The sequence below is a fragment of the Klebsiella sp. D5A genome, assembly GCF_001620885.1.
GTDB classification, from domain to species: Bacteria; Pseudomonadota; Gammaproteobacteria; order Enterobacterales; family Enterobacteriaceae; genus Klebsiella; species Klebsiella variicola.
Genome location: NZ_LOAR01000011.1, coordinates 95,737 through 110,837 on the forward strand (window position 1 = coordinate 95,737; position 15,101 = coordinate 110,837).

Annotated in this window: 16 protein-coding genes; 9 read left to right on the top strand and 7 right to left on the bottom strand. The window is 60.1% G+C overall.

From position 1 onward, the window contains the following. Position 1: 1 nt before the first annotated feature. Positions 2-1,174 carry a MalY/PatB family protein gene (locus AS136_RS17175; RefSeq protein ID WP_012541902.1) on the top strand — a complete coding sequence of 391 codons (1,173 nt, stop codon included), beginning with the start codon at positions 2-4 and terminating at the stop codon, positions 1,172-1,174. Positions 1,175-1,187: 13 nt separating this feature from the next. On the opposite strand, the gene AS136_RS17180 is transcribed toward AS136_RS17175, so the two are convergent. Beyond that, positions 1,188-2,216 carry a CorA family divalent cation transporter gene (locus AS136_RS17180; RefSeq protein WP_008805082.1) on the bottom strand — a complete coding sequence of 343 codons (1,029 nt, stop codon included), beginning with the start codon at positions 2,214-2,216 and terminating at the stop codon, positions 1,188-1,190. Positions 2,217-2,515: 299 nt separating this feature from the next. Here AS136_RS17180 and ydfZ point away from each other — a divergent pair, with 299 nt between their 5' ends. After that, the gene (gene ydfZ / locus AS136_RS17185; protein WP_004151566.1) at positions 2,516-2,719 is read left to right on the top strand and encodes a putative selenium delivery protein YdfZ; all 204 of its coding nucleotides are present in this window, start codon (positions 2,516-2,518) and stop codon (positions 2,717-2,719) included. 69 nt (positions 2,720-2,788) lie between these two features. Here ydfZ and AS136_RS17190 read toward each other — a convergent pair whose 3' ends face one another. After that, positions 2,789-3,268, bottom strand: coding sequence for a hypothetical protein (locus AS136_RS17190; protein WP_162493319.1), 480 nt, complete (start codon positions 3,266-3,268; stop codon positions 2,789-2,791). Between the two features lie 235 nt (positions 3,269-3,503). Here AS136_RS17190 and AS136_RS17195 point away from each other — a divergent pair, with 235 nt between their 5' ends. The 4 genes from AS136_RS17195 to AS136_RS17210 all read left to right on the top strand — a co-directional run bounded on the left by AS136_RS17195 (position 3,504) and on the right by AS136_RS17210 (position 6,055). Next, on the top strand, positions 3,504-3,857 hold the full coding sequence (locus AS136_RS17195) for a DUF1304 domain-containing protein (RefSeq protein WP_012968344.1): 354 nt from the start codon (positions 3,504-3,506) through the stop codon (positions 3,855-3,857). 103 nt (positions 3,858-3,960) lie between these two features. Further along, positions 3,961-5,172, top strand: coding sequence for a selenium metabolism membrane protein YedE/FdhT (yedE, locus tag AS136_RS17200; RefSeq protein WP_023322530.1), 1,212 nt, complete (start codon positions 3,961-3,963; stop codon positions 5,170-5,172). Beyond that, entirely contained in the window at positions 5,169-5,402 is a 234-nt protein-coding gene (gene yedF, locus AS136_RS17205) for a sulfurtransferase-like selenium metabolism protein YedF (protein WP_002903233.1), read from the top strand. The genes yedE and yedF overlap by 4 nt, the downstream gene beginning before the upstream one ends. Before the next feature lie 260 nt (positions 5,403-5,662). Then, positions 5,663-6,055 carry a DUF1398 domain-containing protein gene (locus tag AS136_RS17210; protein ID WP_023322529.1) on the top strand — a complete coding sequence of 131 codons (393 nt, stop codon included), beginning with the start codon at positions 5,663-5,665 and terminating at the stop codon, positions 6,053-6,055. A 38-nt stretch (positions 6,056-6,093) separates the two neighbouring features. On the opposite strand, the gene AS136_RS26005 is transcribed toward AS136_RS17210, so the two are convergent. Next, the gene (locus tag AS136_RS26005; protein WP_002903230.1) at positions 6,094-6,252 is read right to left on the bottom strand and encodes a YqaE/Pmp3 family membrane protein; all 159 of its coding nucleotides are present in this window, start codon (positions 6,250-6,252) and stop codon (positions 6,094-6,096) included. Between the two features lie 281 nt (positions 6,253-6,533). Between AS136_RS26005 and gap the strand changes: the two genes are divergently transcribed. Continuing rightward, complete coding sequence (gene gap / locus AS136_RS17215) at positions 6,534-7,532, top strand: type I glyceraldehyde-3-phosphate dehydrogenase (protein WP_016160929.1); 999 nt, start codon at positions 6,534-6,536, stop codon at positions 7,530-7,532. A 48-nt stretch (positions 7,533-7,580) separates the two neighbouring features. On the opposite strand, the gene aldA is transcribed toward gap, so the two are convergent. Further along, positions 7,581-9,020: an aldehyde dehydrogenase gene (gene aldA, locus AS136_RS17220; RefSeq protein ID WP_023322528.1), complete on the bottom strand. Its 1,440-nt coding sequence runs from the start codon at positions 9,018-9,020 to the stop codon at positions 7,581-7,583. On the opposite strand from aldA, the gene AS136_RS28740 reads away from it, so the two are divergent. Further along, positions 9,019-9,156: a hypothetical protein gene (locus tag AS136_RS28740; protein WP_012541908.1), complete on the top strand. Its 138-nt coding sequence runs from the start codon at positions 9,019-9,021 to the stop codon at positions 9,154-9,156. The genes aldA and AS136_RS28740 overlap by 2 nt on opposite strands. A gap of 61 nt (positions 9,157-9,217) precedes the next feature. Here the strand turns inward: AS136_RS28740 and AS136_RS17225 are convergent, their stop codons facing one another. After that, positions 9,218-10,018 carry a YdcF family protein gene (locus AS136_RS17225; protein ID WP_016160927.1) on the bottom strand — a complete coding sequence of 267 codons (801 nt, stop codon included), beginning with the start codon at positions 10,016-10,018 and terminating at the stop codon, positions 9,218-9,220. 380 nt (positions 10,019-10,398) lie between these two features. Here AS136_RS17225 and AS136_RS17230 point away from each other — a divergent pair, with 380 nt between their 5' ends. After that, on the top strand, positions 10,399-11,724 hold the full coding sequence (locus AS136_RS17230; protein WP_008805090.1) for an MFS transporter: 1,326 nt from the start codon (positions 10,399-10,401) through the stop codon (positions 11,722-11,724). A 931-nt stretch (positions 11,725-12,655) separates the two neighbouring features. Here the strand turns inward: AS136_RS17230 and AS136_RS17235 are convergent. Together AS136_RS17235 and astE are read right to left on the bottom strand one after the other, a co-directional pair. Then, positions 12,656-14,086 carry an amino acid permease gene (locus AS136_RS17235; RefSeq protein ID WP_008805091.1) on the bottom strand — a complete coding sequence of 477 codons (1,431 nt, stop codon included), beginning with the start codon at positions 14,084-14,086 and terminating at the stop codon, positions 12,656-12,658. Between the two features lie 9 nt (positions 14,087-14,095). Beyond that, the gene (astE, locus tag AS136_RS17240) at positions 14,096-15,091 is read right to left on the bottom strand and encodes a succinylglutamate desuccinylase (protein ID WP_008805092.1); all 996 of its coding nucleotides are present in this window, start codon (positions 15,089-15,091) and stop codon (positions 14,096-14,098) included. Positions 15,092-15,101: the final 10 nt, after the last annotated feature.

A 15,101-nucleotide genomic window follows, 5' to 3' on the forward strand; every position in this document is an offset into this window, starting at 1 on the left:
GATGTTTGATTTTGCCACCCCCATCGACCGCCACGGTACCTGGTGCACACAGTGGGACTATGTCGCCGACCGGTTTGGCGCCGCCGACCTGCTGCCGTTCACCATCTCCGATATGGATTTCGCCACCGCGCCCTGCATTCTCGACGCCGTCAGCCAGCGGCTGGCCCACGGGGTGTTCGGCTACAGTCGCTGGCAGAACGAGGCGTTTCTCGGGGCGATTGCCCACTGGTACGCCAGCCGGTTTAACAGCGTCATCGATCCGCAAACGGTGGTCTACGGGCCGTCGGTTATCTACATGGTGGCGGAAACCATCCGCCAGTGGTCGAGCGAAGGCGACGGCGTCGTCGTCCATACCCCTGCCTACGATGCATTCTATAAGACCATCACCGCTAACCGCCGGGAGATTGCCCCGGTGCCATTGACCCTGACGGATAATCAGTGGCACTGCGATATGGCCCGCCTGGAATCCGCGCTGGCGGAACCGAAGAATACCCTGCTGCTGCTGTGCAGCCCGCACAACCCAACGGGGAAAGTCTGGCGTCGCGAGGAGCTTCAAACCATGGCGGCCCTGTGTCAAAAACATGGCGTCAGGGTGATTAGCGACGAAATTCATATGGACATGACCTGGGGCGAACACCGCCATATCCCGTGGAGCGAGGTCGCTCAGGGGCCATGGGCGCTGTTCACCTCCGGTTCAAAGAGCTTTAATATTCCGGCCTTTACCGGGGCCTATGGCTTTATCCCCGAGGCGAACGCGCGCGACAGCTACCTGCAGGCGCTGAAGGCCCGCGACGGGCTCTCTTCTCCCTCCGTGCCGGCGCTGGTCGCCCATATCGCCGCCTACCGCGACGGGGCTCCCTGGCTCGACGCCTTGCGTGACTATCTGCAGGCGAATATGCGCTATGTCGCCGCTACGCTTAACAATGCCTTCCCCGCACTCTGCTGGCAGCCGCCGGAGGCCACCTACCTGGCGTGGATCGACCTGCGCCCCCTGAACATCGACGACCACGCGCTACAGCAGGCGCTGATCGCCGAACAGAAGGTGGCGATTATGCCGGGTTATACCTATGGTCCTGAGGGCAACGGCTTTCTGCGCCTCAACGTCGGCTGCCCGCGCGAGAAGCTGGAACGCGGTGTCGAAGGACTGATTGCCGCCCTGCGCAGCCTCAGCTGATTCGACGCGCAATCTACAGGTCATCGCGCCGGCGGAATGCCAGGTAGCCGGCGCCGAGGGTAAAGATGGCGACTATCACCACCAGCAGGATAAACCCGTGGTGGTTACTCGCCAGCGGGATCCCGCCGACATTCATGCCGAAGAAGCCAGCGACGATGTTAATCGGCAGCGCGAGGACCGTGATCACCGTCAGGGTGTAGAGGGTGCGGTTGCTCTGCTCCAGCTGGCGGGCGCCAATCTCCTCCTGCAGCAGACTGATGCGCTCGATCAGGCCGGACAGGTCATTGAGCACCACGCTAAACTCTTCGGTGAACTGACGAAACGCCTGCACCACTGCACGATCCATCCACGCCGGCGGCCGGTTAAGCAGCCGGAACATCGCCGCCGGCTCCGGCGCCAGCAGCCGCTGAAAACGTAAAAGCATCCGCCGCAGCCGCGCCAGATCGGCCCGGTTGCGCTGCACGTGATTGCTCAGGAGACGCTCTTCAATAAGGTCGACATGGCGGCTGGCCTGGCGGACGACCTGCTCCAGCACTTCCTCCTGCTCCTCCAGCAGAAAAGCCAGCAGCTCGGTAGAGGTATTCACCCTGAGCGTCTGCAGACGCGGCAGCATCCATTCGATAAACCGCAACGGTTTGAAGCGCGCCGTCACCACCAGCTTAGGGCTACAGTAGAGCCACAGCGTGGCGGTTTCCGCGCTGGTATCCTGCGGACGAAACAGCACATCGTTGAGCACAGCGAACAGATTCTCCCCCTGTCGCTCAATGCGGGTGGTGTGCGAGCCGCTGCGGATCTCCTCGAAGAAAAAGTCCGCCACCGGAAAGTGGCTGGTTAACCATTTTTCGGCGGTGGCATGATTGAGATTCAGGTGTAACCAGATAAACGCCTTGTCATCGGCGAGCGCCTGATAACGGGCGCACACCTCGCCAGAGGCGATGGGCTGCGGGGGGCGCTGTTCATGAAACAGATAACCATGCACCAGGCCGGAAACTTCACTATCAAAATCGGGCTTTAACATCTTCGCGGTGACGTCTTGACTCATGGCTCCCTCAGGACACGCACTGGCACTGTTGATGCCCGAATAGCGCCATCTTTCGCTATTTTCCTCGGGCTGGCAAGGTTAATAATCTGGTCATAAAACAGTAACCTGAATGACATATTGCCGTCAGTGTCGCGCGCCACGCAGGCGATGCGATCGGCGCGAATAGAGGGGACTTGTGGCCCTTTTCGCTCCGGAGTTATTAAAATAAATTTGATTATCCTCAAAACTTTTTTAGGAAAAAAAGCGTATTACTTTAGCCGCTTAATCATTGCTTACCCTGGTTTATTGAGGAGGAGACCATGAAAACCTATGACCGTAATCGTAACGCTATTGCTACCGGCAGCATGGTAATGATCGCCGGTAACGGCACAACAGGCGTGATTAAAGCTATCCATGGTGAAGGGAAAACCGCCGAGCAGCTTCGCCGGGCGGACTGCGTTGAAATCGACGGCTGCGAGGGCCGCTTTTGCCCGTTAGATCTGATCCGTCTCGGCTTCCATTAATTCCTGCCGCCAGGTCATCAGTAGCAGGCCACCTGAGGCGGCCTGCTCTTTTCCCGGATAATAAAGCGGCTAGCGAAAGCTCCACTGAATACTCATCACAAAGATCGCCGGCACAATAATGCCGCCTTCCACACCGAAATAATCGGTGAAGTTATATTGCAGACCATGATAGAGGTAGGGCGAAAAACCGACGCCGGTGATTTTTTTGGCGGTGCGGTAGGTGCCGGAATCCCCACAGTGGCTGAAGGCGTCAAAGAAAAATTCCCCGGTATAGGCATACACCCCTTTCAGCACCCAGCCGGTATCGTTTTTCAGCCAGTCGCGGCGCACGCCGAGGGTCAAACAGCGATCGTCAAAGCTGTTTTTCATCGTTCCGACCAGCACGCTGTATTTTGAATCCTGAGAAAACTTGCGCTCCACCGAGAAAAAATTGTTATTGAAATGCTCGTTATATTGTCCGTGGTTACCGGTCATATGATAAACATAGGAGCCGGTATTCATCGAATAGAGGTTTAATTCCCCGGCCTGCGCCGACGGCATGGCAACCACCAGTAGCCCTGATAACAAAATCCATAATTTATTTAACATTCAGTAACCTACGCCACACCCGTAAAAAGAACCCGGCATACTAGCACCGCTAAACTAAACCGAAGGGCAATCAGATAACCGACGCTGGTCGCGGCAGAAAACATGACCCTATCTGCACTATAGCAGCGGCGCTCCCGCTTCGTTAGCGCTTGCAGCTATACTGCAGACACATTCATCTTATTGATTAAGGACTGCTGTGTTAGCCACTCTCCTCGTTGCGCTGGTCGCTATTATTCATCTCGCCATCCTGGTGCTGGAGATGTTTCTCTGGGAAGCCCCCGCCGGGCGCCGGGCCTTTAACCTCAGCGCCGATTTCGCCCGGGAGACCCGGGTGCTGGCGGCCAACCAGGGGTTGTATAACGGTTTTCTGGCCGCCGGCCTGGCGTGGGGGCTGTGGCTGGGGGCGTCGGGGGTGCAGGTGGTTATCTTTTTCCTGGCCTGCGTGCTGGCCGCCGGAATTTTCGGCGCGCTGACCGCCAGCCGCAAAATTCTCTATATTCAGGCGCTGCCCGCACTGCTGGCGCTGCTTGCCGTGGTGGCGCAAGCGTAGGGCCTTGATCCAAAACAGAGAAAGCAGGCGTTAAGGCGGGTACTATTTGCCCCCTTCGGTCGGTCATCGACCTTTAATACCTTCTGAGTTCAGAGGCATTTTTATGACATGGCAATCCTTCAAACAGGCCTGGCTTATCCGGTTCTGGTCCCCTGTCCCGGCGGTCATCGCGGCGGGCATCCTCTCTACCTACTATTTTGGCATCACCGGCACCTTCTGGGCGGTGACCGGCGAATTCACCCGCTGGGGCGGTCAGCTGCTGCAACTGCTGGGCGTCCACAGCGAACAGTGGGGCTATTACCAGCTGATTCATCTCGAAGGGACGCCGCTGACCCGCATCGATGGCAGGATGATCATCGGCATGTTCGGCGGCTGCCTGGCCGCCGCGCTGTGGGCCAATAACGTCAAACTGCGCTTTCCACGCAGCCGGATCCGCATTGTGCAGGCCGTGGCAGGCGGCATCATCGCCGGGTTCGGCGCACGTCTGGCGATGGGCTGCAATCTGGCGGCTTTTTTCACCGGTATTCCGCAGTTCTCCCTGCACGCCTGGCTGTTTGCCATCGCCACCGCCATCGGCTCCTGGTTTGGCGCCCGCTTCACGCTGCTGCCCCTTTTTCGCATTCCGGTAAAAATGCAAAAGGTGTCCGCCGCCTCGCCGTTAACCCAAAAACCGCAGCAGGCGCGCCGCCGTTTCCGGCTGGGGATGGTGATCTTTTTCGCCATGATCGGCTGGGGCCTGCTCACCGCCGCAGACCACCCGGCGCTCGGCCTGGCGATGCTGTTCGGTATCGGCTTCGGTCTGCTTATTGAGCGCGCGCAGATCTGCTTTACCTCCGCCTTTCGCGATATGTGGATCACCGGCCGGACGGTGATGGCGAAGGCGATTATCTTCGGCATGGCGGCGAGCGCCATCGGTATCTTTAGCTATGTGCAATTGGGGATGGCGCCGAAAATTATGTGGGCCGGTCCCAATGCGGCGATTGGCGGGCTGCTGTTTGGCTTTGGCATCGTGCTGGCCGGCGGCTGTGAAACCGGCTGGATGTACCGGGCGGTGGAGGGCCAGGTTCACTACTGGTGGGTTGGGCTGGGCAATGTCATTGGCTCAACGCTGCTCGCCTGGTGCTGGGACGATATCGCCGCTCCGCTCGCCACCCACTGGCAGAAAATCAACCTGCTGAACGCCTTCGGCCCCTTCGGCGGGCTGCTGGCGACCTATCTGCTGCTGCTGATCGCCCTGCTGCTGGTGATCGCCTGGGAAAGACATTTTTTCCGCCGCCAGTCGACGGCGGTCCGGACCCTGAAGGAGAGCGCATGAAAAACATCATCCCTGATTATCGCCTGGATATGGTCGGCGAACCCTGTCCCTATCCGGCCGTGGCCACTCTGGAGGCGATGCCCTCCCTGCAAAAAGGCGAGATCCTGGAAGTGGTCAGCGACTGTCCGCAGTCGATCAATAACATTCCCCTCGATGCCAGAAACCACGGCTATACGGTGCTGGATATTCAGCAGGATGGCCCAACCATTCGCTATCTGATCCAGAAATAGCCGCGGCTCATGGCCCCGCCGGCGACGATCATCGCCGGCGCTAATTTCGCCTCTTCCCGTCTTACCACACCTTCTGCCTGCCTCGAGGATCCCCTGCGAACCTTTGCAATAGCTTGTAACACTTGAAACGATGTTCCAGTTACATAATAACCATTAATATAACGCGCCTATATTATTAAAATACGAATAAGTAAACGTGTGAATGGTTTATGCCGACAGACGCCGAAACCATGCGCAGCAACAACACAACAAGGATTGAAATGGAACTGCTGGCAAGGCTGGGTCACTTTTTCGAACAGGTTCGCGCGGATGCCGATTTTACCACCTTCGCCAGTGAACTCCGCCGGCATCAGGTCTCCTACTACATCTATTTTGTCTCCACCGGCAATATGAATTTCGTGATGGCAAACGACGAGGTGATTTCGATAAAAAGCGCCCGCGGCCTGCTACGCGTGCGCTGCGCCCCCAGCCATCGACTGACCTCGGCCGCGGTCATCCGCCATTTTGCCGGCGCCATCAACTTTGAACAGTACTGCAAGGATCTCGCCAGCGCCGGCGTGTTTAAGTGGATTGTTGATCTGGAAGAGGAGACCCGGCACTACTGGTCGAAGGATAATACGCTGCTGTATAAAGAGAGCCTGATGCCCCCCTGAGCGGGTCCCAGGGGGAGGCGTGGTTATCTGCTCGCCCCTCAGTCGCGGGTCTGCACCCAGAAAGCGTGGATCAGGCCAGGAATATAGCCCAGCAGGGTCAGAATAATGTTGAGAATAAACGCCCAGCCGAAGCCTTTCCCCAGCAGTACGCCCAGCGGCGGCAGAATAATAGTGAAAACGATTCTCCAGAATCCCATAACCTCTCCCTTCGTCTAACGTCAATATTTTACTAAGCTATTCAATAGTTAAGCATAGACGCTTTTCACCGCTTCGCCAGCAGGCGGCCCCCTCATCTCCGGTAACAAAAATTATTCCCTGCCGTCAGCGCTAAAAAAGGCCGGGAAAACATCCACTTTTTCCTCCCCGGCCCGCAAGCGCTGACATACCGCACAGATTGTCAGTTGACCAATCAGGGGGACAGGACTAAGCCTGGAGGAGTTTTATCACATCGAGTCGTTTTACCAACCGGAGAATGTCCATGAGTAAACTTGGGATTAATGGATTTGGTCGTATCGGACGTTTGGTGTTACGCCGTTTATTAGAAGTCGACAGCAGCCTGGAAGTGGTGGCTATCAACGACCTCACCTCGCCAAAGGTGCTGGCCTATCTGTTGAAGCATGATTCAAACTACGGCCCCTTTCCGTGGAGCGTCGACTTTACGGAAGATGCGCTGATCGTCAACGGCAAAACCATTACGGTGTATGCCGAAAAAGAGGCGCAGCATATTCCGTGGCAGGCGGCAGGCGCAGAGGTGATTGTGGAGTGTACCGGGTTTTACACCTCGGCCGAGAAATCGCAAGCCCATCTCCAGGCCGGCGCGCGCAAAGTGCTGATTTCCGCCCCCGCTGGCGAGATGAAAACCATCGTCTACAACGTCAACGATGACACCCTGACCCCGGATGACACCATCATCTCCGTGGCCTCCTGCACCACCAACTGCCTGGCGCCGATGGCCAAAGTCCTCCAGGATGCCTTCGGCATCACCGTGGGCACCATGACCACCATCCATGCTTATACCGGCACCCAGTCGCTGGTGGACGGGCCGCGCGGCAAAGATCTGCGCGCCTCCAGAGCGGCGGCAGAAAACGTCATCCCGCACACCACAGGTGCGGCAAAGGCCATCGGCCTGGTGATCCCCGCCCTGAGCGGTAAACTGAAGGGCCATGCCCAGCGTGTGCCGACAAAAACGGGTTCGGTGACAGAGCTGGTGTCGGTGCTGGAGAAAAAAGTGACTGCGGATGAGGTCAATCAGGCGATGAAGCAGGCGGCTGAGGGCAATGAATCCTTCGGCTACACCGAAGAAGAGATTGTCTCTTCCGACATTATCGGCAGCCATTTCGGCTCGATCTACGATGCCACCCAGCTGGAGATTGTGGAGGCCGGCGGCGTACAGCTGGTGAAAACCGTCGCCTGGTATGATAATGAATACGGCTTCGTCACCCAGCTGATCCGCGTGCTGGAGAAATTCGCCCGCTAAGCGAACGGCGGGCCGCCTGAGCTGCCCGCCGACTCGGAGTTAAGTACCTCAGGCCTGCAGATAGACCACCTGAGTCTGCAGGTACTCATTCAACCCGTGGCGGCCATCAGCGCCGCCGATCCCCGATTTGCGCCAGCCGGCGTGGAAACCCTGCATCGCCTCAAAGTTTTCCCGGTTGATATAGGTTTCGCCGAACTTCAGTCCCTTAATCGCCTTCATCGCCACGTTCAGATCGCGGGTATAGATCGAGGAGGTCAGGCCATAGTCGCTGTCATTGGCCATCGCCAGCGCCTCATCAAGGGTCGAAAACGCCACCACCGGCAGCACCGGCCCGAAGGTTTCCTCGTGGATAATGTCCATCTCCTGACGCACATCCAGCAGCAGGGTCGGCGGATAAAAATAGCCTTTGCCCTCCAGCGGCTGGCCGCCCAGCGCCACCCGCGCCCCCTGCGCCACCGCCTTCGCCACTTTGCCCGCCACCTGGTCCCGCGCCGCCGCGTTGATCAGCGGCCCCATCGCGATGTCATCCCGCGTCGCCGGGTCGCCAAACTGCACGGCCTTCATCGCCTCGCCGAGGCGGTTGACGAAGCGGTCGTAAATGCCCTGCTGAACATAGACCCGCTCGACGCAGTTACACACCTGCCCGGTGTTAATCACCCGCGAGTCCACCACCGCTTTCACCGCCAGCTCCAGATCCGCATCATCCATCACAATGGCTGGCGCTTTGCCGCCGAGTTCGAGGCACACTTTGGTGATATTTTTCGCCGCAGCGGCCATGATTTTCTCTCCTGCCGCCACGCTACCGGTCATGCTGACCATCGCCACCTTTGGATTGCCAGCCAGCTCCTGACCAACGGTTTCTCCGCGGCCGAGCACCAGGTTAAAGACCCCTTTCGGCAACCCAACCTGATGGACGATCCCGGCAAAGGCGATGGCATTATTGGGCGTAAATTCGCTGGGCTTAATGACGATGGTATTCCCGGTGATCAGGGCCGGCGCCAGCTTGCGGGCGATAAGAAAGAACGGGAAGTTCCACGGCAGGATCCCGGTGGTCACCCCCAGCGCGCGTTTAAAGACGAGGATATTCTCCCCAGGGCGATCGCTCTGCACGATCTCGCCTTCGTAACGGCGCGCCCATTCGGCCATATAGTCGAGATAGTCCGCGGTGAATGCGACTTCCACCGCCGCCAACTGCTGGATCTTGCCGCCTTCAGCCACGATCAGCCCGGCAATCTCTTCAGCACGCTGGCGGATACCCGCGGCAATCTTGCGCAGCCAGCCCGCGCGCTCAATCGCCGGCAGTGCTTCCCAGGCGGGCTGGGCGCGCTCAGCCGCGTCAATCGCCAGCCGCGCCTCTTCGGCAGTCCCGTCCGGGATCCGCGACAGCAGCGCTTCGGTCGCCGGGTTAAGCACGTCGATCCAGCCGTCGCCGCGACCGGAAACGAACTGGCCATCAATATACATTTGGTGTTGAACGGGTGCTGTCATGGCTGCTCCTGTAGTGCGTTTGTATTTAACAAGTGATTTTTTTGTTAAATATCGGGCGGATAAGCCGTGGCTTCGCAGCACGTTGGCGCCGTTCTGTGAGCTGATTCATAAAACCGGGCCAAAAATGCCCGGTTGAGGTTACATTTCAATAACACAAATTGCCCGTTTGCGATAAATCTGCCGCAAACGGGCAGTTTTCAGCCGAGGGTGCGGGCCTGCAGCGCCCCGGCAAGCTGGCCGTCCTCCCGCAGCTGTCGCCAGGCATCGAGGATCTCCGGCGGGAAGGTGACGTGGCTGATGAAGTCTTTCCCCCGCGGACCGTATCCTTCAGGCGTATCCTGCAGGCGCGGCAGCTCGCCCAGCAGCAGCCCCAGGTAGCGGGCGACCGGCCACAGCCCCGACCCGCCGCCCGCGAACCCCAGCTGAACATCGGTCTGCTCCAGCACCGGCGAGCAGCCGGGAAAGCTCAGCCACTGTGGCGGCGTCGTCACCCCCTGCCAGACGCGGGCGAAGGTGGCCATGGTTCGCCGCTGCATGGTGGGGTCCTGAATGACGATCCCGCGACGATGAGGGATCCCCCCGTTCTCCAGCGTGGTCCGGGTAAAACGGGCGTTCTCGCCGCAGTTGGTCGACTGGTCCTCCACCACCAGCCGCGAGCGCGGAATTTGCCAGTAGTCATGAGCAATATCGGCCAGAATATGCGCTTCCGGACGCCCCACCACCGGCAACATACGGTAACGGGTATCCTGGCGCACCGCCTCGTAGAGATAGTTCGTAGAATGTCCCACGCCGCCGCTGATCAGCAGCGGGACTTCCCGTTCCGCCGCCAGCCGGCAGGCGGCGTCGATGGTCGGGATCACGGCGTTGCCGGCCAGCACCACCACGTCCACCTGCGGCAGCGCGGGCAGCGTCGCCAGATCGTCCTGCGCCAGCCAGGCGCCGACCTGGTTAGCCGCCGCCAGCGTCGCCGCCGACAACGGGGGAAATTGTTCTGCCATTCTGTCTCCTTAATTCCCTCTCAGCCGATCGGAGAGGATGCTTTCGCCATCATAAACGCCGCCTCGCGGGAGGCAAAGCGGTGTTAATTTGTAACCATTTTGAAATAACAAGAAACATCTAAAAACAGGCGGGTTGCACCTGAACAACTCACTATGAAAATAACAAAAAACAGCAAAATCAGGTGGAAAATAAAAAATAGCGTCGCGGTTACACCAGTCCAAACCGCGTCATAACGCCCAGTTTGCCAGCGATGAACTTGCCAATTGTAACCTTCAACCCTAAGTTGCTTAACAATTACACAACCTTTTCACACCAGGTTGCACCCTGTTTACGCAGAGTGACACCTGACCTATTTACCGTGGCGGGAGAACGTTTCGTAATGAGCAATCCACAAGACAACACTGCATCCATTCTGCAGAAAAACAAGAAGGTCCTGATCGCCAGCCTGACAGGCAGCGCCATCGAATGGTTCGATTATTTTCTCTATGGCACCGCCGCCGCGCTGGTGTTCAACAAAATCTTCTTTCCGATGGTCGACCCGGTCATCGGCCTGATCCTCTCCTGGCTCTCCTTCTCGCTGACCTTTTTTATCCGCCCCATCGGCGGCGTCATTTTCGCTCATATCGGCGATCGCATCGGCCGCAAGAAGACGCTGGTGCTGACCCTGTCGCTGATGGGCAGCGCCACGGTGGCGATCGGCCTGCTTCCCACCTATGAGATGGTGGGCCTCTGGGCGCCCGCCCTGCTGATAACCCTGCGCATTATTCAGGGCATGGGTATCGGCGGTGAATGGGGCGGTGCGCTGCTGCTGGCCTACGAATACGCGCCGGAAAAGCGGAAAGGCTTTTTCGGCAGCATTCCCCAGGCCGGCGTGACTATCGGCATGCTGATGGCGACGTTTATCGTCTCGCTGATGACCCTGTTTGACGAGACACAGTTTCTCGCCTGGGGCTGGCGTATACCGTTCCTGCTCAGCTCCGTCCTCGTTTTTCTCGGCCTGTGGATCCGCAAAGATATCGACGAAACGCCCGCCTTTAAGCAGGTGAAAAAATCCGGCCAGGTGGCGAAGGCCCCGCTGCGCGAAACGCTCAAGCACCACTGGCGGGAAGTGCTGATTGCCGCCGGTCTGAAAGTGGTGGAGACCGCCCCATTCTATATCTTCTCCACCTTTGTGGTCAGCTATGCCACCACCACCCTGAGCTACCAGAAGTCGCAGGCGCTGGAATCCGTGACCCTGGGCGCGCTGGTGGCCACCGTGATGATCCCGCTGATGGGGCTGCTGTCAGACAAGGTGGGGCGGCAAAAGATGTATACCCTGAGCGTGGTGCTGCTGGGGCTGTTTATCGTTCCGTGGTTCCTGCTGCTCGACACCGGCACCAACTGGGGCATCATGCTGGCGACGGTCGTTGCCTTCGGCATCCTGTGGGCGCCGGTAACTGCGGTGCTCGGCACCTTGTGCTCTGAGATTTTCAGCGCCAATGTGCGCTATACCGGGATCACCCTCGGCTACCAGCTGGGTGCCGCGCTGGCCGGGGGCACCGCGCCGCTTATCGCCACCGGTCTGCTGGCAAAATATGACGGGGACTGGCGGCCGGTGGCCGTTTATCTGGGCGTAACGGTGGTGATTTCGCTGCTGGCAATTTTCTGCGCCAGCCGGATGAAGTCCGCGCCTGGTGCGGCCCCTTCCCGGGCGGAAAGCGCCTAACCGCCGCCGTCTGGGCAGGTAGCGTGCCGACTATCCCGCCCGGCGGCGCTGCGCTTGCGCGGGCCTACAGGGGGGGATCACGCTGCGGGGGAAACCGCTCATCCCAGGTCCGTAAGCATGTAGGCCCGGTAAGGCAGCAGCCGCCACCGGGCAGAAAAGCCGCTGCGGAGCCGAGTATCCCGCCCGGCAGCGCTGCGCTTGCGCGGGCCTACAGGGGGGGATCATACCGTGAGGGATACCGCTCATCCCAGGTCCGTAAGCATGTAGGCCCGGTAAGGCAGCAGCCGCCACCGGGCAGAAAAGCCGCTGCGGAGCCGGCTATCCCGCCCGGCGGCGCTGCGCTTGCACGGGCCTACAGAGGGAGATCACGCCGCGGGGGAAACCGCACCTTCCAGGTCCGGTAATACAGTAGGCCCGGTAAGGCGTCAGCCGCCACCGGGCAGAAAAGCCGCTGCGGAGCCGAGTATCCCGCCCGGCGGCGCTGCGCCTGCGCGGGCCTACAGGGGGGATCACGCCGCGGGGGAAACCGCTCATCCCAGGTCCGGTAAGACAGTAGGCCCGGTAAGGCGCCAGCCGCTACCGGGCAGAAAAGCCGCTACGGAGCCGACTATCCTGCCCGGCGGCGCTGCGCTTGCGCGGGCCTACAGAGGGAGATCACGCCGCGGGGGAAACCGCACCTTCCAGGTCCGGTAGCATGTAGGCACGGTAAGGCGCCAGCCGCCACCGGGCAGTAAAGCCGCTACGGAGCCGAGTATCCTGCCCGGCGGCGCTGCGCTTGCGCGGGCCTACAGAGGGAGATCACGCCGCGGGGGAAACCGCACCTTCCAGGTCCGGTAATACAGTAGGCCCGGTAAGGCGCCAGCCGTCACCGGGCACAAACAGACGTCCAGTCTTCACCTCCTGCTTAACCGGCCAGGTTGGCCGGCGACTGTCAGGCGCTCTGGTTATCCAGCGTCAGCTGCCCCTCGCGCCGCTGCTTCAGCTTCCAGAAGCCCCACAGCGCGATAAACCACAGCGGAGAAGCCAACAGCGCCAGCAGCGTGTCCGGGTCAAAGATCATGATGAAGATGGCGAAGGCGAAGAACAGCAGGCTCACCCAGCTCATCACCACCCCGGCAGGCATCTTAAAGATCGACCCGGCGTGCAGGTCCGGACGCTGGCGACGATAGACCAGATAGGCCACGAGGATCATCCCCCAGCTGAACACCACCATAATCGCCGCCAGGGTCGAGACGATGGTGAACAAGGTCATCACATTCGGCACCAGGAACAGCAGCAGCGTGCCGATCAGCATGCAGAAGCAGGAGAACAGCAGGCTACGCACCGGGATGCGGGTATTGCGCGACAGGATGCGAAACTGCCAGTGCGCATGCTTCTCCACCGACAGGCCGTACAGCATGCGGGTGCTGGAGAAGACGCCGCTGTTGGCCGAGGACATCGCCGAGGTCAGCGCCACGAAGTTAATCACCGCCGCGGCGGCAGGCAGCCCGGCCTTGGCAAACAGCGTCACGAACGGACTGGTCTCCGCCGATACCCCCGGCCAGGAGGCGACGGCGATAATCACCACCATCGACAGCAGATAGAAGATGATAATCCGCAGCGGCAGAGCATTGATCGCCTTGGGCAAAATGCGCTGCGGATCGCGGGTCTCCGCCGTCATGGTGCCCAGCAGCTCAATGCCGGTAAAGGAGAAGATCGCTATCTGGAAGCCGGCGAAAAAACCGGTGATACCGTGAGGCATAAAAGCCGTCGGGTCGGTAAGATGGCTGAGAGAAGCCGTCACGCCGTCCGGAGAAGTCCAGCCAGTGGCAATCATCCAGCCGCCGGTGCCGATCAGGGCGATAATGGTGATCACCTTGATCAGGGCGAACCAGAACTCCGCCTCGCCAAACATTTTCACCGACAGCAGGTTAAGCAGGAACAGGATCGCCAGCATGCTGAGGGCCGGCATCCATGCCGACAGTTCCGGGAACCAGTACTGCATATAGCTCCCGCAGACCACCACGTCGGCAATGCAGGTCACTACCCAGCTTAGCCAGTAGGTCCAGCCGAGGTAAAAGCTGGCCTGCGGCCCGAGATACTCGCCGACAAAGTCGGCAAACGAGCGGTAGTCATGGCGGGTGAGCAGCAGCTCCCCCATCGCCCGCATCACCATATAGGTAAAGAACCCGACCAGCACATAGATCACCAGAATCGAGGTGCCGGCGACGGCGATGTTGCGCCCCGCCCCCATAAACAGCCCGGTGCCGATGGCGCCCCCGAGGGCAATCATTTGAATGTGGCGGGCGCCGAGCCCGCGTTTAAGCTGTGACGCGCCCTCACCTCCGGCGGCAGGAGACGCCTGATGTTGATGTTCAGTCATGGTGTTTCCTCAGGCTGGTTGTGGGAGGCGAAGAGCCGCGGCGCGCAGCAGCAGCCCGGCGCGCTGACCGGTGGCGACCCCGGCATTGGGAAAGAGGATATAGGGGGCCCGGGCCTGCACCACCCACCGTTTCTCCGCCTGGCGAGCGATTTCGTATCCCGCCGGGAGCGCGGTGAAGTTCTCAACGTTGGCCGCGAGATTAAGCGTAAATTCCCCCTCGCGCTTGATGATGCTCTCCTCGACCAGGAAGTAGTCCACTGGCGCTTTGTCGCGCGGCGGTAGCGGCGCGTCAGAAATCCAGGCCCGGATCGCCGCGTCGGTAGCGGCGAACAGGCTGAGATCGTTGGCGCCGAACGGCATCACTTTCCCCAGCTCCAGGGTGGCGCTTTGCGCGGCGAACTTTTCGCAGGTGAAATGGGTGAAGGTGCCGCCCGCTTCGGTATGCCGCACGATGGCATCCATCCCGCTGGCCTGCAACAGCTGGTAGAAGCCAGGCGAAAAATCCCCGGCGTGGGCCGGGAGCAGCGCAAACTGGCGATACAGCGACCCGCGAATGGCGGTATGCATATCGAGATGGCTACGGTTGACCGGACCCGCCGCATCGGCGGCGCGATAGAAGGCCTGCACCGCTTGCTCCAGCGCAAAAGCCCGCCGCGACTCATTCCCCGGGGTGACCGCCAGATGGCGGCCGCCGAACAGGCGATTCAGGTCGTTGTGCAGATAGCGGCGTGCGGCGCGGATCGCCGGCAGGTTACCAAAGACGATCAGCAGCGCCTGAGTGAGCGGCTGCCGCCCCTGGCTCAGATCGTGGGTCAACTGCAGCAGCAGCTCCGTCGGCGCGGTCTCATTGCCATGCACGCCCGCGGAGAGGATCGTCGCCTGGCGCCACGGCGCCGTCGGCAGCAACTGCAGGATCCCCTCGCCCAGCCAGCGGGCCTCGATGCCCGCCGGGAAGCTCCACTCCTGCAGGCGGCAGTGCAGTAAATCGTTAACCAGGTGCTCCATCTGCCGCTCC